This window comes from Paenibacillus sp. P36 (assembly GCF_045866505.1).
GTDB lineage: Bacteria > Bacillota > Bacilli > Paenibacillales > NBRC-103111 > Paenibacillus_E > Paenibacillus_E chondroitinus.
Map to the genome: position 1 here is coordinate 29394 of NZ_AP038372.1, position 22703 is coordinate 52096.

At 48.3% G+C, this 22703-nt stretch carries 22 protein-coding genes, 1 tRNA gene and 2 riboswitches; of the genes, 17 read left to right on the top strand and 6 right to left on the bottom strand.

All coding sequences use genetic code 11. The features are described 5' to 3' along the window. Positions 1 to 6: 6 nt before the first annotated feature. The 3 genes from ACKTT9_RS00120 to ACKTT9_RS00130 all read right to left on the bottom strand — a co-directional run bounded on the left by ACKTT9_RS00120 (position 7) and on the right by ACKTT9_RS00130 (position 2318). On the bottom strand, positions 7 to 441 hold the full coding sequence (locus tag ACKTT9_RS00120) for a hypothetical protein (protein ID WP_407870075.1): 435 nt from the start codon (positions 439 to 441) through the stop codon (positions 7 to 9). After that, complete coding sequence (locus ACKTT9_RS00125; RefSeq protein ID WP_407870076.1) at positions 438 to 977, bottom strand: sigma-70 family RNA polymerase sigma factor; 540 nt, start codon at positions 975 to 977, stop codon at positions 438 to 440. Before ACKTT9_RS00125 ends, ACKTT9_RS00120 begins: the two co-directional genes overlap by 4 nt. A gap of 132 nt (positions 978 to 1109) precedes the next feature. Continuing rightward, on the bottom strand, positions 1110 to 2318 hold the full coding sequence (locus ACKTT9_RS00130; protein ID WP_407870077.1) for an MFS transporter: 1209 nt from the start codon (positions 2316 to 2318) through the stop codon (positions 1110 to 1112). A gap of 250 nt (positions 2319 to 2568) precedes the next feature. On the opposite strand from ACKTT9_RS00130, the gene ACKTT9_RS00135 reads away from it, so the two are divergent. The 6 genes from ACKTT9_RS00135 to ACKTT9_RS00160 all read left to right on the top strand — a co-directional run bounded on the left by ACKTT9_RS00135 (position 2569) and on the right by ACKTT9_RS00160 (position 9770). Next, complete coding sequence (locus ACKTT9_RS00135; RefSeq protein WP_281282262.1) at positions 2569 to 3489, top strand: sugar ABC transporter permease; 921 nt, start codon at positions 2569 to 2571, stop codon at positions 3487 to 3489. 21 nt (positions 3490 to 3510) lie between these two features. Beyond that, entirely contained in the window at positions 3511 to 4413 is a 903-nt protein-coding gene (locus ACKTT9_RS00140) for a carbohydrate ABC transporter permease (RefSeq protein ID WP_407870078.1), read from the top strand. A 34-nt stretch (positions 4414 to 4447) separates the two neighbouring features. After that, positions 4448 to 5974 (top strand): extracellular solute-binding protein, encoded by a 1527-nt coding sequence (locus ACKTT9_RS00145; protein WP_315955520.1) that lies wholly within the window; start codon positions 4448 to 4450, stop codon positions 5972 to 5974. A 76-nt stretch (positions 5975 to 6050) separates the two neighbouring features. Beyond that, positions 6051 to 6785 (top strand): cache domain-containing protein, encoded by a 735-nt coding sequence (locus ACKTT9_RS00150; RefSeq protein ID WP_407870079.1) that lies wholly within the window; start codon positions 6051 to 6053, stop codon positions 6783 to 6785. 221 nt (positions 6786 to 7006) lie between these two features. After that, positions 7007 to 8386: a helix-turn-helix transcriptional regulator gene (locus tag ACKTT9_RS00155; RefSeq protein ID WP_407872933.1), complete on the top strand. Its 1380-nt coding sequence runs from the start codon at positions 7007 to 7009 to the stop codon at positions 8384 to 8386. 520 nt (positions 8387 to 8906) lie between these two features. Next, positions 8907 to 9770, top strand: a complete 864-nt coding sequence (locus ACKTT9_RS00160; protein ID WP_407870080.1) for a stalk domain-containing protein — start codon at positions 8907 to 8909, stop codon at positions 9768 to 9770. A gap of 51 nt (positions 9771 to 9821) precedes the next feature. Here the strand turns inward: ACKTT9_RS00160 and ACKTT9_RS00165 are convergent. Further along, a tRNA-Arg gene (locus tag ACKTT9_RS00165) sits at positions 9822 to 9895 on the bottom strand. A 422-nt stretch (positions 9896 to 10317) separates the two neighbouring features. Continuing rightward, entirely contained in the window at positions 10318 to 10800 is a 483-nt protein-coding gene (tadA, locus tag ACKTT9_RS00170; protein WP_407870081.1) for a tRNA adenosine(34) deaminase TadA, read from the bottom strand. Between the two features lie 254 nt (positions 10801 to 11054). Further along, positions 11055 to 11142: riboswitch (cyclic di-GMP riboswitch) on the top strand. Between the two features lie 94 nt (positions 11143 to 11236). On the opposite strand from tadA, the gene ACKTT9_RS00175 reads away from it, so the two are divergent. The 11 genes from ACKTT9_RS00175 (at position 11237) to glyA (ending at position 21288) form a co-directional block, all read left to right on the top strand. After that, entirely contained in the window at positions 11237 to 11971 is a 735-nt protein-coding gene (locus tag ACKTT9_RS00175) for a PilZ domain-containing protein (RefSeq protein WP_407870082.1), read from the top strand. Positions 11972 to 12049: 78 nt separating this feature from the next. Further along, positions 12050 to 13150, top strand: coding sequence for a redox-regulated ATPase YchF (gene ychF, locus ACKTT9_RS00180; protein ID WP_407870083.1), 1101 nt, complete (start codon positions 12050 to 12052; stop codon positions 13148 to 13150). Between the two features lie 32 nt (positions 13151 to 13182). Next, positions 13183 to 14259: a peptide chain release factor 1 gene (gene prfA / locus ACKTT9_RS00185; RefSeq protein WP_157318575.1), complete on the top strand. Its 1077-nt coding sequence runs from the start codon at positions 13183 to 13185 to the stop codon at positions 14257 to 14259. Next, complete coding sequence (prmC, locus tag ACKTT9_RS00190; protein WP_407870084.1) at positions 14259 to 15146, top strand: peptide chain release factor N(5)-glutamine methyltransferase; 888 nt, start codon at positions 14259 to 14261, stop codon at positions 15144 to 15146. The genes prfA and prmC overlap by 1 nt, the downstream gene beginning before the upstream one ends. 383 nt (positions 15147 to 15529) lie before the next feature. Continuing rightward, on the top strand, positions 15530 to 16273 hold the full coding sequence (spoIIR, locus tag ACKTT9_RS00195; RefSeq protein WP_407870085.1) for a stage II sporulation protein R: 744 nt from the start codon (positions 15530 to 15532) through the stop codon (positions 16271 to 16273). 34 nt (positions 16274 to 16307) lie between these two features. Beyond that, positions 16308 to 17375, top strand: coding sequence for an L-threonylcarbamoyladenylate synthase (locus ACKTT9_RS00200; RefSeq protein WP_407870086.1), 1068 nt, complete (start codon positions 16308 to 16310; stop codon positions 17373 to 17375). A 64-nt stretch (positions 17376 to 17439) separates the two neighbouring features. Then, positions 17440 to 18000: a manganese efflux pump MntP family protein gene (locus tag ACKTT9_RS00205; RefSeq protein ID WP_407870087.1), complete on the top strand. Its 561-nt coding sequence runs from the start codon at positions 17440 to 17442 to the stop codon at positions 17998 to 18000. A 75-nt stretch (positions 18001 to 18075) separates the two neighbouring features. Beyond that, positions 18076 to 18678 (top strand): low molecular weight protein arginine phosphatase, encoded by a 603-nt coding sequence (locus ACKTT9_RS00210; RefSeq protein WP_407870088.1) that lies wholly within the window; start codon positions 18076 to 18078, stop codon positions 18676 to 18678. 57 nt (positions 18679 to 18735) lie between these two features. Then, positions 18736 to 18816: riboswitch (ZMP/ZTP riboswitch) on the top strand. A 103-nt stretch (positions 18817 to 18919) separates the two neighbouring features. Then, complete coding sequence (gene rpiB / locus ACKTT9_RS00215; protein ID WP_157318572.1) at positions 18920 to 19378, top strand: ribose 5-phosphate isomerase B; 459 nt, start codon at positions 18920 to 18922, stop codon at positions 19376 to 19378. 11 nt (positions 19379 to 19389) lie between these two features. Beyond that, positions 19390 to 19995: a TIGR01440 family protein gene (locus ACKTT9_RS00220; RefSeq protein WP_407870089.1), complete on the top strand. Its 606-nt coding sequence runs from the start codon at positions 19390 to 19392 to the stop codon at positions 19993 to 19995. 42 nt (positions 19996 to 20037) lie between these two features. Further along, entirely contained in the window at positions 20038 to 21288 is a 1251-nt protein-coding gene (gene glyA, locus ACKTT9_RS00225; protein ID WP_157318570.1) for a serine hydroxymethyltransferase, read from the top strand. 59 nt (positions 21289 to 21347) lie between these two features. Here glyA and ACKTT9_RS00230 read toward each other — a convergent pair whose 3' ends face one another. Continuing rightward, positions 21348 to 22616 (bottom strand): MFS transporter, encoded by a 1269-nt coding sequence (locus ACKTT9_RS00230; RefSeq protein ID WP_407870090.1) that lies wholly within the window; start codon positions 22614 to 22616, stop codon positions 21348 to 21350. Positions 22617 to 22703 lie beyond the last annotated feature (87 nt).

Consider the following 22703-nt stretch of genomic DNA (forward strand, 5'->3'; position numbering starts at 1 on the left):
TGTGGCTTATTTATTTTGCAGTGTATCCAGCCAGGTTAATGTTTTATTTAGCAATCGGTCCGATATCGGTTGATCCATTTTCATTTCTGGAGGAGGAGCGGGCTGAAGTGCACCTCGAGGCCCCAATTCCTGTGATAATCCGTGGAAAAAGCCTGTAGCGACTAAAATGAGTGTAGCAGCCGCGGCAATTCCGTAATGCAGCATCGTGGAGTGGTACCAGGATCGCTTGGTTCCCAACGTTCGTGCAAGCACGGCATCTACGAATGTTCGTTCATCCGTTTCCAATACGGGCATTATCATGGTCATTTGCTCCATACAGATCATATACCGATCCAAACATTCATCGCATCGGTATAAGTGATGCTCCATTTCGCTGATTTCATGGGGTGGCAGCTGCTGATTGATATATAGCCCCCAAGCATGTTCATCGTAGTGTTTCACATGAAATCCTCCTCCTTCCAGTTGTTACGGAGCCACTGCTTGGCCCTATACAGCTTCGACTCGATCGTTTTTACCGTTACCCCGTGGGCATTCGCTATATCTTGATAAGACTGATGTTGAATATAATAGGCCGTTAGTACTTCATGGTAATTGGCGGGGATTTGGTGGAGCTTCTGACGGACCAGCTCTGTGGTCTCCTTCATCAACACTTCATGTTCCACGCCATTTGAAGAGAAAGATGAGGTTCCTGCGGTTTGGACCGCTTGCATCGGAATTTCCATCTCTGACGTCATTTCTTCCCTTCGCCTGCTAGCCGACCGTTTAAAATCAATGGCCCGATTCACCGCTATGCGGGTCATCCACGTTTTGAGTCCTTTCATCTGGTACTGAGGGAGGGAGAAATAAATTCGGGACCAGACGTCCTGCGATAAATCCTCGGCATCTTTCGTATGGCGTACAATGGCGTAGATCGTCTGGAACAAGTATTGACGATAAGTCGCAACAAGCTCTCGGAACGCCGCCTCATCACCATTCAATATGCGTGTTACAAGCTCTTGTTCCTGAATGTGCTTCTCCTCCTCTCCGCATAAATAGACGAAGGCGACCAGGATAACCCTGCACTTTACTCAAAAAAAAAGAGCGAATCGAGTAGATTCGCTTATTATCGGTTAAAGCGCCGCGGTAGATCCGCTTGACTGGACAGCTGGAATCTTAGGCGTGACTCTTACGAACCATTGAGATAGAAGAGCACTGAATACACCAAGGATACCAAGGACGATAAAGCCCTGATTCAAGGAGAACCAATCGCCGATAACACCCATCAGCACAGGGCCAACGAACATGCCTAATCCATAGATGGCTTGGAAAAATCCCATTGCCGTTGCCCGCTTCTCCGCAGGCATATGTTTAATGCTCATTCCCATCAATAGGGTGAAGGAAAGCCCCCGACCAAAGCCGGCGAAAGCCTGGGTAACCATAAGCACCCATAAATGATGCGTAAAAGGGATGGTAAATGTAAAAATCCCCATGAGGACGAACCCCCAAACAACCATTCGCTTCTCGCCGTATTTTGCTGCCCATTTTCGCCCACCAAATAAAGAAGCTAGCGCAACCGGCACATTCGCGAATAAAGAGAGGAGCGATAAAGAGAATTTATCGGCGCCTAGTGAAGTGGCATAAACGGGAGTGAACCCGAAAACGGTTGCGAAGATGAGCACCTGCGACAAAATAGCCAGTAAGGATACGAAGAGAAGCGTACGGTCCGCAGCCACATTTCCGATAGCACGCATTGTGATCTTAGGCGCATCAGGCTCTATTTTTTCGATCAAAAAGAAAGAACCGATGAACCCGAGCACCCCCAGCAGCGCTCCTAGAATAAAAGCAGCCTCCCAACCGAGCGAATCTGCCGCCCATCCCGCGGAAAGAATGCCGAGCACTTGCCCTAAGGAGTTGAAAAAAGAGATCGTGCCGATCGCTTTCGTCGACTCTTCATGCTTATAGTAGCTCGTAAATAAGACCGTGAAGTCGACCCACGTTGCCGCGGCTGCCCCCGCTAGCGCTCGGAGAATTAGAATCCACGTGAAATCGTGGGTAAACCAAAGTCCAAGTCCCCCAATGGCTGTAAAAAACAGCCCAAACGTAATAAAAAGTTTTCGTTTATGAAAGCGATCCGACATGATGCCTACCGGTATGCGGAGCAGCATTTGGGAAATCCCATACATGCCAACGATCCATCCCGCCAGTTGGTGATTCCCGCCAAGGAATTCAACATAAGGCGCCATGATGGGAACGCTCGTATACATGGACATCCAGAACAACAAGGTGACTGCGCAAAACAATGGAATACGATAAGAGCTTGGGATTTTGTTAATCGTCACGGGGATAGCTCCTTTCAGACCTGATCTAACTACTGTTTTATTATAGAACATCGACTAGGGCAAGGCTATGATTGGTTGTTTGCAAAATAAAGCAACCGGTGGAAATTGCCTAGAAAAACCTAAATTTCCTGCTATATCAAGGGCACAAAAATGGATGATTGTAGGAAACGGGAGCACCCTGTACATTGAATCTTGTCGCTGGCAAGTAGCTGCCTGCTGAAATCATTACAACGAGAATGGAGGAATACAAGTGGGCGCGAGTCGATTGAAACAAGTCTGGTCAGGCATCGCTCGGGACAAATTTTTATATGTGTTAGCGCTTCCGGGGCTGCTCTACTTCCTTATTTTCAAATATGTGCCTATGTGGGGAATCGTCATATCCTTTCAAAACTATTCACCCTATCAAGGCATGTCGGGGAGCCCATGGGTGGGACTGGAGCACTTTCAAAGGTTCTTCTCCAATCCGGATTTCTTCACACTCTTCCGAAATACGCTGGCAATTAACGTCTTATCCTTAGTGCTCTTCTTTCCGCTGCCGATTCTATTATCCCTAATGCTGAATGAAGTACGCCATATGGTTTATAAGAAAATCATTCAATCGATTGTCTATTTGCCTCACTTTTTATCGTGGGTCATTATCGTAGGGATCACTTTCCTGCTGTTCTCAACAGGAGATGGGGCTATCAATCAAATGCTGGTTGCCCTGGGCTTTGGTAAAATCGACTTCTTAACGAATAAAAACTATTTCTGGGGCATGCTGACGGCGCAGTCCATCTGGAAAGATGCCGGATGGGGCACGATCATCTTCCTTGCGTCGATGGCGAGCATTGATCCTCAATTATATGAAGCGGGCAAGATGGACGGCGCAGGCCGGTTCCGCCAAATGTGGCACATCACCTTGCCAGGTATTCGTTCCGTTATTATCATTCTTCTCATTCTGCGGATCGGCCATATCATGGATGTCGGCTTCGAGCAGGTCTTCTTGATGATGAATGGGGCGGTATCCGAGGTAGCCGACGTATTCGATACGTATGTGTATAGGCTTGGTGTGAAACAAGGTCAATTCAGTTACAGTACCGCAGTCGGATTGTTCAAATCAGTTGTCGGCTTGCTGCTGGTCATTGGAGCCAATAAATTGGCCAAGAAATTTGGCGAAGACGGCGTTTACTAGAAATGGAAGGAGGAATCCTTGATGTCAGCAGAACATGTATCTACAAATATTGCTTCAAAAGGCGATCGCGTCTTTAACGCGGTGAACGCCATCCTGCTAGGAATAATGGGGATTATTACATTCTTCCCGCTCTATTACGTGTTTGTTGTTTCGTTTAGTGATCCGTCCAGCTACATTTCGAGCGAGTTTAAGCTGCTTCCTGCTAAATGGAGTTTGGCCTCTTACAAATACCTGATGTCGACCGATGCTTTTCTACATGCTATAGGAAACAGTGTGTTCCTAGCTGTAGTTGGGACAGTGCTTAGCTTGCTAGTAACATCGTGTCTTTCTTATGCGATTTCTCGTAAAAGGCTTCAGGGCCGCAAGTTCATCATGCTGCTTATTCTGTTAACGACCCTGTTTAATCCGGGGATTATTCCCCCTTATTTGTTGGTGAGAGACCTGCACATGATTAACAGCACGTGGTCGCTCATCCTGCCGGTTCTAACAAGCGGTTGGTATGTGCTGCTGATGAAAGGCTTCTTCGACAGCATTCCGGCTAGTCTGGAGGAATCGGCGCGTATCGACGGCTGTAATGATATCAGCGTCTGGTATCGCATTATTTTGCCGCTGTCGCTGCCTTCACTTGCTGCTTTCGGACTGTTTTACGCGGTAGCATATTGGAACACCTTCTTCACAGCACTTCTCTATATCAATGATTTCACAAAGCAGCCGCTTCAAGTTTTGCTCCAAAATATGTTGATTGACGCGTCAACGGCAGCAGGCGGCGGCGCCGCAGCTGAAATGATGTCCGAGCAGCGGATTCCTCCGGAAACGCTCAAGATGGCGGCAGTTGTTATTGCGACCATCCCGATTTTGTTGGTGTACCCGTTCCTGCAAAAACACTTTGCCAAAGGTGCAATGGTAGGTTCGGTTAAAGAATAGATAATTGATGAACATTTGGGGAGGTTGTACAATAATGGTTATGAACAAGAAAGCAATAAGCGTAGTAGCATCCACCCTTCTCGTTTCCTCTGTGCTAGCTGCATGTGGAAGCAAAGAGAGCGCACCGGCTGCCAGTGCGGGACAAGCAGCGTCCGGCAAGCCAACTGAGATTAGCATCATGACAATGTATTACACGCCGGAGCCTCCAGGGCCGGACAATGTTATCGTCAAAGAAATCGAAAAGAAAACGAACACAAAGCTCAAAATCACTTGGGTTTCACCAAACAACTATGGCGATAAAATCAACGTAACACTAGCTTCAGGCGATATTCCTGATCTGATCTTGCTGGATGATCCATTCAGTGCGCAAGTACGCGGCATGGTCGCTCAAGGCGCATTCTGGGAACTTACACCGATGCTGAAGGACTATCCGAACTTGATGGAATATCCGAAGGAATCATGGGAGAATACCAAGCAAGCTGACGGTAAAACGTACGGTATCCCACGTGCCCGTCCTACGGATGGCGGTGGATTCCCTTACCTGCGTAAGGATTGGCTGGATACGTTACATCTAGAAATTCCGAAAACGACGGACGAGCTCTACACAGTATTAAAAGCTTTTGTTGAGAAAGATCCAGATGGCAACGGGAAAAATGACACCATTGGTTATGTTGGCTTTGTCGACCAAAATGGTATGTCTTACATGGGTCAATTACAGAACAGCTTCACAAAAGTTAATGGCGATTGGAAGCTTGTAGATGGCAAATTGGTCAACGTAAACGTGCTGCCTGAAATGAAGGACGCACTTACTTGGATGAATCGTGCCTACCAGGAGAAGTTAATTCCTGAGGACATCGCTGTTCTCAAAAATACACAGGCCAAAGATTTGCTGAAAGCAAACCGTGGCGGAGGCTTCCAGGATACAGCTGAAGCTGCATGGGAACCGACGGAAGAACTGCGTAAAACGAACCCGAAAGCAGACTTTATCCCACTAGTTTCGTTAAATGGTTATTCGAACAAAGACAGCGGATTCTTCGGTATGTACGCGATTCCGAAATCTGTGCCAGAAGCGAAAGTGAAGCAATTGTTGAAATTCATGGATTACGGCGCTACGCAAGAAGGTTATGATCTGGCAAGCTTTGGTCTGAAAGATGTCCACTACACAGAGAAAGACGGCATCAAGACACCGACAGAGCAAGCAAAGAAAGATATTGTAGCTCAACAAGCGCTAGGTCAAATTTTCTTGAAATATGACAAGTATCTGCGTGCTTACCGCACAGGTATGCCGAACGATTACTTGGAACGCAACAGAAAAATCATTGATGAAAAAGTGAAAATCAGTACGGGTGACCCTTCGTTAGGTCTAAATTCAGATACGAACCAAAAGGTTGGTACAGAGCTTAGAAAGAAAATTCAAGATATGAAAACGAAGGTCATTATGGGGAAAGAATCGCTCAGCGCATGGGACAGCTATGTAGCTAAGTTGAAGACAGATCCGGATATGGTCAAAATCACAGAAGAAATGAACGCTGCTTATCAAAAACGCAATAGCGCGAAATAAATAAATACCGCCCCCCCCGACGCCAAAAAAATGCGGCAGTCGCGGGGGATTTCGGCATTGGATGAAAGAGGGACAGATGATGTGGAGTCGATGGAGGCAGAGCTGGTATTGGTGGACACAACGTTCCGGCAGGGGGAATTTTTATCGCAGAAGCTTGATCTTGGTGTTGTGCATTACCAGCTTGCCTACAGCCATCATCGGGTACACTTCGTATATTACGGGACGCGCTCATATTGAGAAAGAGATTATGCGCAACCATGATACTCTGCTGAAGAAAACGATGGATCGTATGAATGATAACCTGGCTCAGCTCGAGCTGGCCGCTACGCAGTGGTCTCTGGATAGCAGGATGGATGCCAGAATTGCGGATATGAATCTCAAGGATGAATACAACACAACGCAGAATCTATATCGTTTCCTGGGCCTGATGAAGGGAGCGTATCCTTTAATTGATCAGGCGCAGCTATATTTGGACCGAGAAGATCCCGTCATTATTTCGGATAGCGAGGGGATTGTTCCGATCCGTAATGAGCTGGAGCGGGATATTTTCCACACGTTAATGAAGCAAGAGCGAGGGGTGTTCTGGTGGGAGTCCTTGCCTAAGGGAAACGGGAAGCCTGAGTCTACTTCCATTGCGCTAATCGAGAAGCTGCCAAGCGTAGGAGAGCCGTATGGGGCCCTTATTTTGTATTTGAATCGCGATAAGTTGGTAGAAATGGTTGAAGAAATGGCCACAGACCCCAATGGCGCCGCGTTTCTTATGAGTAAGGATGGACATATAGTAATGGAAATGAAGAACATGCTGAATTAGAAGCTGCAGTCAGGGAAAGTGTCATCGGACGGTCGGAAGAAATAGGCTCTTACATCCTGGACCGGAAAGGGCAGTCCTACTCTGTCGCCTTCGGCCAGTTCTCGCGTTCCGGAACATTGTGGAAATTCGTAACGGCAACCTCCTTATCGCAATTGACGGCCCCTGTGGAGTTTATGTCTAGAAGTATGCTCAGTATAGGGGGAATAGGGCTTCTCTTGGCTGTGCTGCTTTCGTGGGTGGCTTCCAAGCGAATTTATCAACCGATTGTACGGCTCGTGAATGTGATTAAGGATTATAAGCCCACACAGGAGAGCCAAGGGGATGACCTTGCCTTTATTGAACAGGAGTGGCGGCATTTAAGTCAGGAGAGCAGGGTGCTGGAATCCAAGCTGGATAAGGCCTATCCTGCCCTAAGGTCCGCGTTCCTCTTGCAGTTGGTGCAAGGACACTTTTACTCCCTGAGCGAGACAGAGCTAAGAGGGCGGATGGAGAGCTTCGACTGGCAGACGGAGTCCCAGTGGTTCGTTCTGCTGCTGGTGAAGATTAGCGGATTTGCCAAAGAAGATGGCCGGTTCCTGGAAAATGAGGAACAACTGGCAACCTTCGCGGCAGCGAATATCGCGCAAGAGATCGTAAACACGCAAACCCCAAATGCGGAGATTATGAACTTCCAGGACATGACCGTAGGTATTCTGCTCTCTTACCCCATGGATCGGACGAAACAGCAGGCCAAAGATGAGCTGTATCTGTTAGCGAATGATTTGGCACAAACCATTAGCTCCCTTCTTAAAATGCAGACCACCGTCTGCATGGGCCGTTTAACCGCGAACGTGCAGGATCTGCCGCAGCTTTTAGTATTTTTGCGCAGCTCTATCCGCTATCGGGATTTGAAAGCTGATCATCAAGTGCTTGATTTGGAAGAGATGCTGCCGAGCACCAATGACGATGTGCATTATCCGTTTGCCTTGGAAAAAGAGCTGATGCAAGCCATTCGAATGGGTCAAAGCGAGCAGTCGCTGAGCTTGATCGAGAGCTTCGTTCATGAGCTTGTGCGCCAGTCGAGCAAAGAGAAGATCCTCCAGGAAGGAGCCATGCAGGTTCTGGGCAGTATGCTGCATACTATGCTGGAGTCAGGCTTTAATCCGCATCATTTCTTCGAGGGCTACAACTTGTACGAACAGTTGAATCAGCTTAGGGAACCCGAGCAGATGGTCCGCTTTTTCCAGGCGAAGGTGATCTCACCTTATATTGAAGGGCTGAATGAGTACCAGGACATCCATATGAAGCGCCTGGTAGAGCGCGTTACAGACCGGATTCAGGAGCGTTTTATGAACAGTGACATCTCCCTAGAGGAATGTGCGGACGCTTTTAATACAACGACCTATGCGCTAAGTAAAGCATTCAAGCAAATCAATGGCGTGAATTTCATCGACTATTTGATCACCCTGCGGATGGATAAAGCCAAGAAACTGCTGGTCGAGTCCGATTTAAAGGTCAACGAGATTGCGGAGCAGATTGGGTATCAGCCATCGTATTTTATCCGTCTTTTTCGGAAATATGAGAATATGACACCGGGACAGTATCGGGACCGGATGAAGTAGGGAGGGCCTGCCGCTTTTTGATGCGGTGGGCTCTTTTTTTGCGCTGAGATGCCGCCCCGCCCTATGTTGTACTTTATACAATACTGAAGGCGGTTTTACCCCGGAATCGTCATCTTCATTGTATGAAGTACACTCATTTTGGCCTGTATGGGGTTAATACCGTCCCTCCCTCTCCAAAGTGCTGCACAAAGTACAACGAAACTGCGAATTGAAGCCGAACCTCCGTCTTTTTGTTGCAAAAAGTACAACACAGCGCATGCTTTTTCCTGAGTACTACTGTTTGGTGCATCTCCTTGCCAGATTGGGGATAAACCTCCCTCTTTTTCGTTGTTAATAACGTTCTAAAAACCTCTTACTTGTACTGATGTTGATAACGCTGATTTTTTTTCTCAGCGGGCCGGAAGTCTATTAACATGTGGATAGGTAGAAAAAATTGAATTTTTGCAGGAATTTTCTAGAAATATTAGAAATGTTACAGGTGGCAATCAACAAGCTTATTTGGGTGGGGGAGAAAGTTTTTATGAAAAAAAAGAAACTATTTGTGTTTATGCTAGCGTTTTTCTGTTTGGCTGGTGTCGTTCATGCGGCGGGCCTTCATGGGGACTACAAGGGGGCTCCAATCGTGAAGGTTTTATTAGCGGGGAAAGAGCTTCAAGCCGAGGATGTGCCTGCTACGATACAAGATGGCAGAACCGTTGTCCCGTTGTACCTGTTGAAACAAGCCGGGGCATCGGTGACGTGGGATGCTGAGAAGTACACCGTTGATCTTGCATTCCCTCAAGTAAAGGAAGATAACGCAATGAAAGATTTTGCAGCTACTATTCCGTCATTGAATGAGAAAGCTAAAGAATATCAGGGGAAAAATGTGCAGCTTATCTATAATGAGTATGGCGCTTATTTAAAAATAGATTTAGAAATGTCAAATGATAGTGCAGATAAAGATCATACCATTGCACTCTCCGATTTTTTGGTTAATTCACCTGTAGATTCAATGATAGTAAGCATTATTTATAATAACTCGGTTAGAAACTTTGTTACCGTCAAACGATCAAATGCTGAGGAGTTTAGTAAGAGCAGTAAGGACAACCTAGCAGAATACCATTTTATGAAGACTTGGAACTCTCAGCGTGTAGATAATACAACGGATGTATCTGTTCCGAATAAACCTCAACCAACGCCTACACCGCTGCCCGTGTCAAATTCGCCAATTAGAGGTCCAAGATGTCACGAGATCGCTGCTCTTTACACAGAGCAGATAAACAATGAAGTCAATCAGTACAACGCAAATCTTAGCAATCATTCTGGTGATCTTACTGGATATGTAGATAAATTAAAAGAAAATATGAACAAAGCTTTAAAAGAATTTAACTGTCCTGTGGATTGAAAAAAAACGCCAGCTAACGGCTTATACCGTTAACTGGCGTTATGTTGTATACGCGCCCGAGATGATTCGAACATCCGGCCTACAGTTTAGGAAACTGTTGCTCTATCCTGCTGAGCTACGGGCGCATGGCAAAGATTATGATAGCACGAAGCCTTATATGGCGCAACCTTTGAGTGGCAAGATTTAACTTGTAGTTGAAATTCGTTAACTGCATCGTGCGATGGGGAACTACCGGGCGCTTTTTAAGCCAAAACGTACACTTCCAGGGTTCAGACGGAACTACCGGGCTCTATTTCGCCTAGTTAGCCAAGATTTCGGCTAGAAATGCTAAAATAGCGGATCACAGTTCCCACTTCCTCGCTGAAGTACTTAAGATCCGGCGAATAGGGGATCAGTTCCCTTTCGCGTATCAATGCGAGGCGACCGCTTGCGAAGCTAGCTCGCACTCAGCTTAGCGCCCAGCCCCAACGGCAAAGTCCAAAGCCAAAAGCCAAAGCCAAAGCCAAAGCCAAAGCCAAAGCCAAAGCCAAAAGCCAACGCCAACGCGCTATTCCTTCCCGCGCAGCTTGCGGAAAAACTGCGTCAGCATCGTCGCGCACTCCTCTTGCAGCACGCCGCTGACCACATCGACCCGGTGATTGAACCGGTCCTCCTGCAGCAAGTTCATCAACGTTCCCGCGCAGCCAGCCTTGGGATCGGTTGTGCCGTAGATCACCTGCGGAACGCGCGCTTGAACAATCGCACCGGCACACATCGGGCAAGGCTCCAGCGTGACGTAGAGCTTGCAGTCAAGCAAGCGCCACGCTTGCAAATGCTCGCTGGCTTGCTTAATAGCAATCATTTCAGCGTGAGCAAGCGGATCCAGCGTCGTTTCACGAAGATTGTAGCCGCGGCCGATAATTTCCCCTTGATAGACAACGACGGCACCAATCGGGACCTCTCGAATGGCTTCGGCTTTACGGGCTTCCTCTATGGCCGCTTTCATCCACGGGATATGTTCATTATATTCATCCACAGGGGGACACCTCACTAAAAATAATCTTATCCACATGTGAACAAAGGATCGAACAAATATTCGTTGTTAACAACCTGTGGATAACAATGTGTATAACTCGAAAAGTTGTGGATATTTAATTCTTCTAACATTCATACAACAAATACCAGATGTATGCAAGAGAATTAGTTGATAATAGGGAAATCCAACCGTATAATGAGAGATAACGTAGGTCTTTTAGACCATATAGCACGATATTGTACGACAAAGCATGACAATTCATTTGTAAGGTTCGATAATGGCAAACTTACCGAAAGGTAAGGACGCAAAGCCGAGGGTCTACGGTTCCTATGGAACTACGACAGCCTGGTTACCGAAAATCGATGCTTTTTCAGGTTGAGGTAATAGGCTGTCCCCAAAGCAGGGGCAGTCTATTTTTTTATATGGAACGCGGGGAGGGTTGATCAACAAAGTGGTTAGCAAACAAAAATCTGCTAAGTTCTACGGCAGCAAAGAAGGGTACGACGCTGATGTAATGATTGACAGCAAAGCGATGCTGAGCAAGGAAGATTTCGTAGCCACTGGCGTGCTGACCTATGCACTAGGTGACATTATTGAAGTTGAGCTGCCGGAGTATCATGTATTTGCGCTGGGAGATAAGTGTAAAATGACGGTATATACGAAATCCGGGCTGTTTGTTATGGATACGGTGGTTGTGGCCAAGGAGCAGGGTTCGTTGATTGTTCTGAATCCTCCTGAAAACCGCAGGAAGTTCACGGAAAAGCGGGAATTCCCTCGCGTAGATGTGAAGAATGAAGGGCTTCTTTTCGCGCTCCAAGATAGAAACAAGAAGCTCAAACATCATTTTGATACACCGATTCGATTCTCTATCAAAAATCTATCTATTAATGGTTTAGGATTTACGATCAGTGAAAATGCTATGCTTGAAAAAGTCATTCAAAAGAACTCTCAACTGGAAGTGGAGTTAATTTTGGGCTTTTTGGTGCCATGTACAATGGAAATTGTTCGGCAAGAAAAAACGAATGACGGCTACTATTACGGTGCTAGTTTTGTCAGCATCCCGGATGAGAAAACGAACGCGCTGCGCGGATTTATTTTAAAAAATCAGATTGAAACGTACTTCGTCCAGAAGCAGGAAAATGAAACAAAAAAAGCACTGGAAAAAAAGTCTGCAGCTAATCAGTAGCCTACAGGCTTTTTTTTGCGTTCCAAGTACTATATAATAAGAAGGATGATTTTCGAAAATTAAGGAGTTGTAACTACGATGGCTTTGAAAGCAGGTATCGTCGGTCTACCGAACGTAGGAAAATCGACATTGTTTAATGCAATTACACAGGCGGGGGCAGAATCTGCAAACTATCCGTTCTGTACGATAGATCCGAATGTTGGGGTAGTTGAAGTACCGGACGAGAGATTGCACAAGCTGGTAGAGATGATTGTCCCTAAGAGCATTGTTCCGACAGCCTTCGAATTCGTTGATATTGCGGGTTTGGTGAAGGGCGCGAGCAAAGGCGAAGGGCTTGGAAATAAATTTTTGGCGCACATTCGTGAAGTGGATGCCATTGTGCATGTTGTCCGTTGTTTTGAGGATGATAATATTACGCACGTCTCCGGTAAAGTAGATCCGATTGGCGATATCGAGACGATTAATCTTGAATTGATTTTGGCTGACATTGAGTCCGTTGAGAAAAAGATCGAGCGCTCCCGCAAAAACCTGAAAGGCGGCGACAAAAAAGTTGTTGCTGAGGTTGAGTGTTTGGAACGCATCAAGGAAGCTCTTTATAACGATCTGCCAGCGCGCAGCATCGACTTGAGCGACGATGAGAAGCTGCTTGTTCGCGACCTTCACTTGTTGACCATGAAGCCGGTTCTTTATGCGGCCAATGTGAGCGAAGACGAAGTATCAACAGCGGATGAGAATCCATTTGTTAAAATCGTTCAGGAATACGCGGCGAAAGAAAACAACGAAGTTGTTTCGATCAGCGCGAAGGTGGAATCCGAGATTGCTGAGCTCGAAGAAGAAGAAAAAGCAATGTTTCTCGAAGAGTTGGGACTTCAAGAGTCCGGCTTGAATAGATTGATTAAAGCAGCTTATCGCAAACTTGGCTTGTATACGTATTTTACAGCTGGGGTGCAGGAAGTAAGAGCTTGGACGATCCGCAAAGGAACGAAAGCTCCTCAAGCGGCTGGCGTAATTCATACCGATTTCGAGCGTGGATTTATTCGTGCCGAGGTTGTGTCTTATACGGATTTGGTAACGGCGGGTTCCATGAACGGCGCGAAGGAAAAAGGGCAAGTGCGTCTGGAAGGTAAAGAGTACGTAGTGAATGACGGGGACGTTATGCATTTCCGATTTAATGTTTAATGAATAAAAAATAAAGAAAGGAGTGATCCGTTATGTTGGATCGACTTCAGTCCATTGTGGACCGCTATGATAAATTAAGTGAGCTGCTATGTGACCCGGATGTGACGAGTGACACGAAGAAGCTTAGAGAGTATTCGAAGGAACAATCCGATCTTCAGGAAGCCTACGATGCTTATAATGAATATAAGAGCGTGAGCGAGCAGCTGGCAGACGCGAAAGCGATGCAGAACGAGAAGCTGGATGATGAAATGCGTGAAATGGTGAAAATGGAGATCGAAGAGCTTAGCGAGCAATCGGCTAATCTGGAAGAACAACTCAGAATCCTCATGATGCCAAAAGACCCGAATGACGACAAGAACGTCATCGTTGAAATTCGTGGAGCAGCAGGCGGCGATGAAGCAGCGCTGTTCGCGGGCGATCTTTACCGTATGTATACCCGCTACGCGGACGCGCAAGGATGGAGAACGGAAATTCTCGATGCTTCCGTGAATGATTTGGGCGGATTCAAAGAGATTATTTTCATGATCACAGGAAAAGGCGCTTTTAGTAAGCTGAAGTTTGAGAGCGGAGCGCACCGTGTACAACGTATTCCAGTAACAGAATCAGGCGGACGTATTCATACCTCCACTTCAACAGTTGTAGTGATGCCTGAGGCGGAAGAAGTTGAGATCGTTATTAATGACGCGGATATTCGCGTAGATACATTCTGTTCGAGCGGAGCGGGCGGTCAGTCCGTTAATACGACGAAATCAGCGGTTCGCGTGACGCACGTGCCTACGGGCATTGTGGCAACATGTCAGGACGGCAAATCGCAAAACTCCAATAAGGAGCAAGCGCTTCGCGTACTGCGTGCACGAATTTCCGATAAGATTCGCGAGGAAGAGGAAGCGAAATACTCAGGCGAGCGTAAAAGCAAAGTCGGTACAGGGGACCGTTCGGAGCGAATTCGCACGTATAACTTCCCGCAAAGCCGGATTACGGATCACCGGATTGGTTTGACGCTTCACCGACTAGATACAGTGCTTAACGGTGACATGGGAGAAATCGTGTCGGCGCTAACGATTGCTGCGCAGTCGGATGCTTTGGATAATGGGGAGCAGGCAATGTGATGCCAACTGCCTCGAAGACGATTAGAGAAGCCTATGTAGAGGCTTCTTCTTTTTTAGGGAAGCTGGGCGTAGCGGAGGCGGCTTCCTGTGTGGAGCTTTTGCTGCAGCACCTATTGGGCTGCAGTCGAACTGAGCTGCTGTTCCGCTTCCAGGAACAGTTTCCTGCCGAGCTGGAGGGCGCTTGGCGCCAGCTAGTAGAGAGGAAGGCCGCGGGAGAGCCGGTACAGTATGTAATCGGCGAGCAGGATTTCTACGGCCTTACGTTTGCCGTTAGTCCGGCTGTGCTGATTCCGCGGCCGGAGACGGAGCTGCTCGTGGAAGCTTTGCTCCGCGAGGGCTCGCGTCTGTTCCCGCAAGGCGCTCCGCTGCTTGCGGATGTTGGCACCGGGAGCGGCATCATCCCGGTGACGGTGGCTCACGCGCGCCCAGACTGGCGCGTGGCGGCCAGCGACATCTCCGCGGCAGCGCTGGAGATGGCCCGCTCGAACGCGCAGCGCCACGGCGTGGCTGCGCGAGTGGAGTGGCTCGAGGGCGACCTCCTCGAGCCTTACATTGAGCGCCGGATCGCTCCGGATATACTGGTGTCTAACCCACCGTATATCCCTGATGGCGAGCTCCCGGCGCTGATGCCGGAGGTGCGGCTGTTCGAGCCGCACACGGCTTTGTTCGGCGGTGTCGAGGGACTCGACCTGTACCGCCGGATGATTGCGCAGCTGCCGCTGCTGCCGCGAATCCCGACCGTGGTCGGGTTCGAGGTCGGCATCGGGCAGGCGGAGGCTGTGGCGGCGATGCTGCGCGCCGCCGCGGATTGGGAGGAGATCCGGTTCGTACCGGATCTCCAGGGGATTGATCGCCACGTGATCGCGATCCGGCCGCGGGAGCAGTAGGGGCTTGTTGTTGGTAACCAGTGGTGGCGTTGATCTTGATAATGGGGAAGGGAACAATGGTCCGCTATTCCGCTCTAAAGTCACATTTTTCAGCTGGTACAGGAACTACAGTCCGCTATTTTGCCGGTTTTGCCTGATAAACACTCCATGGCGATTAAATAAGACCCCGTAGCTCCGTTCAGAGAGGGAAACAGCCCGTTTTTCCTAAAATAGCGTTCTCTGGTTCCGCTAAAGATAGGACCTGACAGGGATTTTGTTGATTTGGCAGTTAACTGAATCCCAACTCTATCAAATCTACCAAATTTAAATAGATTAGTAGGTTTAGCCTCTCCTCTTTTTGCCTATACTGGCTAGTAGAAGCGAAGGGAAAGGGGCTTTTCCTCATGGTAAAAAGAACGGATCGCCATTCATTCAAGCACTTATTATTCGTGGCTTTTGCACTTATTGTTATGATAACTAGTTGGGAATCCAATCGTACGAATGCGGCGGTTATTTCGCCTACCATACCGGAAGAATCTATTCGCCTGCGTATTCTAGCAAACTCGGATTCGGCTCAGGATCAAGCACTGAAACGTGAAATTCGCGATGCAATTATTGAACGTATGCAAGGTTGGGTTGTTGGCCCGCATTCCTTGGATGAAGCCAGAGCGGTAGTATTGGCTCATTTGCCGGAGTTCGATGAACTTGTTGGACAAATGATTGAAGCCCGTGGCTACAGTTACACACATACGGTTGAACTTGGCAAAGTCCCTTTTCCTACGAAAATGTACGGGAATGAAGTTTACCCTGCAGGTGACTATGAGGCGCTGCGTGTCACGATTGGCAGTGGGGAAGGCCAGAATTGGTGGTGCGTGCTATTCCCGCCGCTCTGCTTTGTAGATTCGGTTTCAGGTGAAGCGGTGGCAACTGCCGCTGTAGTAGCGAAAACAGAAGGACAAGACAAATTGAAAACTTCGTCTACACCTGCACCTGCGGCAAAAGACAGTAAAGCAGCCCAGCCAACGGTCAAGCAGAAAGCAAGTACGGATGCGCAGCCTGTCATGGTTGATGCGACTGAAGACACGCAGCCTAAAGTGAAGTTTTTCTTCTGGGAAATGACCAAAAAAATCGTTTCATGGTTTAGTTAACTTGATTTCATTTTGGAAGTAAGGATGATAGATCGTGACAAAGTACTGGAAAGTAGACCCGGATAGGGTTGGTAACAAGGGTGAAGAATTATCAGATGCCGCAGCGCTTTTGCGGGACGGGGACACCGTAGCTTTCCCTACGGAAACGGTCTACGGGCTTGGTGCTGATGCTACGAATACCACAGCGGTAAAGCGTATTTTCTCAGCCAAAGGACGACCGTCGGATAATCCGTTGATCGTCCACATTGCTGATACGAAGCAGCTCTCAGATCTCATTGAGCCTGATAGTGTCACGCCTGACCATCATAGGCTTATGGAGGCTTTCTGGCCTGGCCCTCTTACAATCGTGCTGCCTGTAAAAACAGGCGGCATTTCGCCGTTGGTGACTGCCGGTCTTACTACGGTTGGCATTCGTATACCTGATCATCCTGTGGCCTTGGAGCTACTTCGAAAAGCAGCGCTTCCTATAGCAGCCCCAAGCGCCAATAGTTCTGGCCGACCGAGTCCAACGCTGGCCTCACATGTGCGAGAAGATCTGGACGGTCGAATCGGTGGTATTGTGGATGGCGGCGGCACGGGGGTCGGTGTTGAGTCGACGGTGATTCAGCTTGTAGATGGTGAGCTGTATATTTTGCGTCCAGGCGGCGTTACGGCAGAGCAGTTGCAGTCCGCCCTGCAGGCTATTCGAATTCATGAGCCTGAGCGGGAAGATGTGCAGGTCTCAGAAACGCCTCGTGCTCCGGGGATGAAGTATACGCATTATGCGCCAAAGGGATACATGCATATTGTATCTGGAGACAATGCTGAAGCAGTGGTTGAATGGATTCAGCGCGACATTCAAGCCGCTAAAAAGCGAGGGGAATCGACGGGGGTCCTTACTTTTGAGGAAAGGGCTTCTCTATTTGAAGCTGATTTGGTCATTGCCTGCGGCTCGTTAGCGGAACCGGATAAGATTGCTCAGGGGCTGTATGCTGCATTAAGGCAATTTGATCAGCAAGGGATTCAGTATATTGCTGCAGAAGGCTGCCCGGAAACGGGGATTGGTCAGGCCATTATGAACCGTCTGCGCAAGGCAGCCGGTCACCGGCTAGTACGTGTTTAGCTAGCATGATTCCCAGTTTGTCCGCATATCTTGGTTAAGAAAGCGGACAAGGGGGACAGCACTTATGCTCGTAACTGGCGTTGAATTTGGGCAGATCATCACCATATTCATCATGGCGATAGCCTTGGGTCTGGATGCTTTTTCCTTAGGAATAGGTATCGGCATGAAGGGAATTCGCTTGTTGGATATTTTTAAAATTAGCATGGTGATTGGTATTTTTCATATCATTATGCCGTTAATGGGCATATTTATGGGACAATATGTTTCGCTTCTGCTTGGCAATGTGGCCACTGCAGCCGGCGGATGTTTGCTCATCCTTTTGGGCTCCCATATGGTGTATAGTTCGATCCGCGGAGAGGAAGCAACCTCTTTTGATCATAGATCTTTATGGGGGCTTACGATTTTTGCGCTTAGTGTAAGCATAGATTCGTTCTCAGTAGGTGTATCCTTAGGCATGTTTGCGACGGATATCCTGTTAACCGTGCTTGTATTTGGTTTGTTCGGCGCGCTGCTCTCTGTAGCTGGTTTATTGGTTGGCAGACGGGTGAACGGCTGGGTTGGCGAGTATGGTGAAGCGTTTGGCGGGCTAATTCTGCTCGCGTTTGGGATCAAGTTTTTGCTATGATACAATGGAGGCGGAGCAGGCTCTGCCTATGTTTACGAAGAAAGTTTTGCTACGCAAAACTCTGAGGAGGATCTCATGTTGCGAATTCTATTTGTCTGTACAGGAAATACGTGCCGCAGTCCATTAGCCGAAGGTTTGCTGCGTATCAGGGTGCACCAAGAAGGACTTGCGGCAGAAGTTCGTTCAGCTGGCGTATCCGCAATGACGGGCGCTCCGATCTCCCGAAATAGTGCGACACTGCTGCAGGAGGCAGGGTTCAAAGAGCCCATTCGTTCACTAGCGATTCAGGAGTCTGAGGTGAAGTGGGCGGATCTCATTTTGACGATGACGATGGGGCATAAACGTTCGGTTATCCAGCGGTATCCGGGCGCGATTGATAAAATTTTTACACTCAAAGAATATGTAGAGGACGATCAGCGTATCCTTCAAGCGATTGAGGAGAGAGAGAAGTTGGTCACGGAGCTTCAGCTTAAGCAGGCTCTTTCACAAACAGTAACCGTTGAAGAACGAAATCGGATTTATCTGTTGGAAGATGCCATCCCGGATTACGATATTTCTGACCCGTTCGGAGGCCCTATAGAGGTTTACCGGCAAACAGCGAATGAAATCAGCGGGAGTTTAGATAAATTGGTTAAGAAGCTGCGCGAGCGGAAAGAGGATTCGCAGTCTGGGAAATGATTTGCGAAAGACATCTTTACACCTCGTGCATAATGCGATAAGATGGATTCATCAAGCAAGACTCAATGTAACTGGCGACGAGTGGGAGTAACCACAATGGAGCATTGAGCTATACGGCCGGTCGCCTGGGCAAAAGAGCAACGCGCTATTTCTAGCGTGTCCGCTCTTTTTTTCGTTTTCTGGTGGACTTTGGGATATAATAGAAGGGTCGAATTCGAACAAGCAAAGGAGCGTTCTATCCATGAAAATTGCGTTAGGTGCGGATCATGCAGGCTATCGTTTGAAAGATGTTATTATTCCTTTTATTGAATCCTTGGGCCATCAGGTCATAGATTATGGATGCAGCTGTGCAGATTCCGTTGATTATCCGGATTATGCGCTCAAGGTTTGTGAAGATGTGGTTTCCGGGGAAGCCGACAAAGGAATTCTGATCTGTGGAACAGGCATCGGGATGTCGATCGCTGCGAATAAGGTTCCAGGCATCCGTTGCGCGCTGGTTCATGATCTATTTTCTGCTAAAGCCACACGGGAGCACAATGATACGAATGTACTTGCTTTAGGCGAGCGTGTCATCGGACCGGGTGTTGCCGAGGAAATCGTGAAAATTTGGCTGGAAACAGAATTTTCCCAAGGTGTCCGTCACCAGAACCGCATTAACAAGGTGCAAAGCATCGAAGATCGCTTCGCGATTCATCCATAAGGGTGGCCACCATGACAAATTCCATACTTCACACGATTGCAGAAGATTTGGAAGCAAATCTTCGCGAGTTGGTAAAGGTGGGCAATCTACGGCCAGGTCACATTCTGGTCATTGGTACAAGCACGAGTGAGATTCTCGGTCATCGGATTGGGACGTCGGGGACACTGGATGCAGCTCGGCCGATTTTTGAAGCGGCGCAGCGCATTAGCCGCGAGTTCGGCTTGCACTTGGCTTTTCAGTGCTGCGAACATTTGAACCGCGCGCTTGTCATTGAGGAAGATCTCTTCGCGATCTCCCCTCAGCTTGAGCCAGTGTCGGTGATTCCTGTGCCAAAAGCCGGCGGTTCAATGGCCTCCTACGCATACCGTCACTTCGCGAAGCCTGTAGTCGTCGAGACGATTCAAGCGCATGCCGGGATCGATATTGGCAGTACGCTGATCGGGATGCATTTGCGGCGGGTTGCTGTGCCTGCACGGCCGCCCGTGCGGAATATGGGTCATGCTTATGTGACCATGGCCTTTACACGGCCTAAATTGATTGGCGGAACAAGAGCTGTCTACACACCTGAGGCTGCCGAGCAGCTCTATCAGCAAGCCGCGCCAGATGCGGATTGCTAGGTTAACTTATAGATATAAATTATCTTTTAGGAGGAATTCCATATGACAAACTTTCTAAGTAAACAAGATCCAAAAATCGTAGAAGCTATGAACCTAGAACTTGGTCGTCAACGCGACAAAATTGAGCTTATCGCTTCTGAAAACATCGTCAGCCAAGCTGTGCTTGAAGCGATGGGTACAGTACTGACTAACAAATACGCAGAAGGTTACCCGGGCAAAAGATACTACGGCGGCTGCGAATACGTAGACATCGTAGAAGATATCGCTCGCGACCGCGCGAAAGAGCTTTTCGGAGCTGAACATGCGAACGTTCAACCGCACTCTGGTGCACAAGCGAATATGGCTGTTTACTTGGCAGCTCTTAACCCTGGTGACACTGTTCTGGGGATGAACCTGGCACACGGTGGTCACTTAACACACGGCAGCCCTGTTAATGCTTCCGGTATTCTTTACAACTTCGTGGCTTACGGTGTAAGTGAAAAAGACTTCCGCATCGACTACGACGATGTTCGTAAAGCGGCTTTCAAACATAAGCCTCGCATGTTAGTTGCTGGCGCAAGTGCTTACCCGCGCACAATTGATTTCGAAGCATTGGCATCCATCGCTAACGATGTAGGCGCATTGTTCTTCGTTGACATGGCGCATATTGCCGGTCTAGTTGCTGCTGGTTTGCACCCGAACCCAGTGCCGCATGCACATTTCGTTACAACTACAACGCACAAAACGCTTCGCGGTCCTCGCGGCGGTATGATTCTTACGCGCAAAGCTTGGGCAGCTGCGATTGATAAAGCTGTATTCCCTGGTTCCCAAGGCGGTCCTTTGATGCATACGATTGCTGCAAAAGCCGTTTCCTTCGGTGAAGCTCTGCAACCGGAATTCAAAACTTACGGTCAAAACGTCATCGACAACGCGCAAGCATTGGCGACTGCACTGACAGCTGAAGGCATTAACCTTGTTTCCGGCGGTACAGATAACCACTTGATGCTGGTTGATCTGCGCAACCTGAACATCACAGGTAAAGATGCTGAGCACGTACTTGACGAGATTGGTATCACAGCGAACAAAAACGCGATTCCTTTCGATCCAACAAGCCCGTTCATCACAAGCGGTATCCGTTTGGGCACACCGGCTGTAACATCCCGCGGCATGGGCGTAGAAGCGATGCAAACAATCGCGAAAGTGATTGCAATTACATTGAAAAGCCCGAAAGATGAGGCTGTTCTTGAGAAAGCTCGCGGCATGGTGAAAGATTTGACGGCGCAATATCCGTTGTACGCAGGTTTAACTTACTAATCAAAATAGAAAGGGCTGCCTCAAAGGGTCTTTAATGACCTTTTGAAGCAGCCCTTTTTTTATACTACTGCATGACGCACCTTCTGCTCGGCTTCCTTCAGGCTCGGCAGTATGGACGCCAGCAAGCCAATTCCCGCGACGCCGGTTAGCAGAATAAACAGCGCCATGGCTCCGGATGGCAGAAAACCGCCGATGATCATGTTTAGTCCGCTAAGCATAATGGCAACGCGATTCGTCATGCTGCTGAGCGCCATATAGGAGCTGCGGGCGTGGTCGGGGACAAGCTGTACAAGCAGCGATTGTTTTAAAGGCACATAGGTCAGCTCACCTATGGTGGCAACGAGCATTAGCAGCATAAGCATGATTGGTTGGCTGCCGAATACAAGATATGTATAGCCGGCTACGTTCAGAAACATGGCGAACAACATCATCCTGGTGTCGGAATTTCCTTTGAGCAGCCGCCCAACAAAGAGGGAAAGCAGCACGACGGCGAGTGTATTCTCTGTGCGTAGAACGCCGACAAGAGGCAGACCGTCGATGGTGGCGGACATGCCGGGAAACCAAGGGGTGTGATGGATATCCTGAGCGAGCCGGATGCCGATATATCCGTTTAAATTCATTTCTACGGAAACGATAAGCACACTTGAGATTAGATAAATGAGGAATCTGCGGTCGCTCAGCACCTCTTTATAACGGTGATACATCGAGATACGTTTAGAAGGGTGCGCCTCTTCCTCCACGCTAGTCACCTCGACCGGCATCGTTTCTGTCATGAAAAAGGCTGTCACCAGCAGCGCAACAAGTGACATTCCGCTAGCAACGAATAAAAGCTCAAAGAGATAGTCGCTAAAGAAGAAACCGCCGATCATCCCCGCAATGGAAATGGCCAGGTTGTTTGACCAATAATTTATCCGATAGATGGCTTTACGGGTATCAGGTCCTGATACATCAATCAGCATGGCCTCTACAGCAGGTTTGCTTAGGCCCCAAGAGGCCGTACTGATTACTGTCATGATGAGCGTGAGTGCTGCGGAATGCCAGATTGGCGAATTAGCGAAGGTCATGATCGTATAAGCCAGAAGGGCAACGCCTTCCCCGATTAGCATCATTTTTTTTCGGCCGACCCGGTCTGCGTAATGACCGCCGATCGTGGCGCTGATTAGAGCCACAGCAATGGAGATAGTTGTCGCTGTGCCGGCGATGGTTGTGCCGAGTGTACGTGCAAAGTAAATCGACATGAATGGAATAACCATATTGCTGAGGATGTTGGTCAGAAAGCTTAGAGCAATGCGCAGTCGCACATTAGGATGGAATTGAAAGAATGTCATGCGTCATCACCTGTTTTCTAGTGTCGTCAATTTCCGTGTTCCCCCATCATAACAAATGACCATGAGTTAAAAAGTGTACAGAGCGTT

What these genes read in the sequence shown, in the direction of transcription:
- prfA (WP_157318575.1), top strand. Translation starts at nt 13,183, where the DNA reads ATGTTGGATCGACTTCAGTCCATTGTGGACCGCTATGATAAATTAAGT.
- ACKTT9_RS00160 (WP_407870080.1), top strand. Translation starts at nt 8,907, where the DNA reads ATGAAAAAAAAGAAACTATTTGTGTTTATGCTAGCGTTTTTCTGTTTG.
- spoIIR (WP_407870085.1), top strand. Translation starts at nt 15,530, where the DNA reads ATGGTAAAAAGAACGGATCGCCATTCATTCAAGCACTTATTATTCGTG.
- glyA (WP_157318570.1), top strand. Translation starts at nt 20,038, where the DNA reads ATGACAAACTTTCTAAGTAAACAAGATCCAAAAATCGTAGAAGCTATG.
- ACKTT9_RS00220 (WP_407870089.1), top strand. Translation starts at nt 19,390, where the DNA reads ATGACAAATTCCATACTTCACACGATTGCAGAAGATTTGGAAGCAAAT.
- ACKTT9_RS00150 (WP_407870079.1), top strand. Translation starts at nt 6,051, where the DNA reads ATGATGTGGAGTCGATGGAGGCAGAGCTGGTATTGGTGGACACAACGT.
- rpiB (WP_157318572.1), top strand. Translation starts at nt 18,920, where the DNA reads ATGAAAATTGCGTTAGGTGCGGATCATGCAGGCTATCGTTTGAAAGAT.
- prmC (WP_407870084.1), top strand. Translation starts at nt 14,259, where the DNA reads ATGCCAACTGCCTCGAAGACGATTAGAGAAGCCTATGTAGAGGCTTCT.
- ychF (WP_407870083.1), top strand. Translation starts at nt 12,050, where the DNA reads ATGGCTTTGAAAGCAGGTATCGTCGGTCTACCGAACGTAGGAAAATCG.
- ACKTT9_RS00210 (WP_407870088.1), top strand. Translation starts at nt 18,076, where the DNA reads ATGTTGCGAATTCTATTTGTCTGTACAGGAAATACGTGCCGCAGTCCA.
- ACKTT9_RS00230 (WP_407870090.1), bottom strand. Translation starts at nt 22,616, where the DNA reads ATGACATTCTTTCAATTCCATCCTAATGTGCGACTGCGCATTGCTCTA.
- ACKTT9_RS00140 (WP_407870078.1), top strand. Translation starts at nt 3,511, where the DNA reads ATGTCAGCAGAACATGTATCTACAAATATTGCTTCAAAAGGCGATCGC.
- ACKTT9_RS00145 (WP_315955520.1), top strand. Translation starts at nt 4,448, where the DNA reads ATGGTTATGAACAAGAAAGCAATAAGCGTAGTAGCATCCACCCTTCTC.
- ACKTT9_RS00205 (WP_407870087.1), top strand. Translation starts at nt 17,440, where the DNA reads ATGCTCGTAACTGGCGTTGAATTTGGGCAGATCATCACCATATTCATC.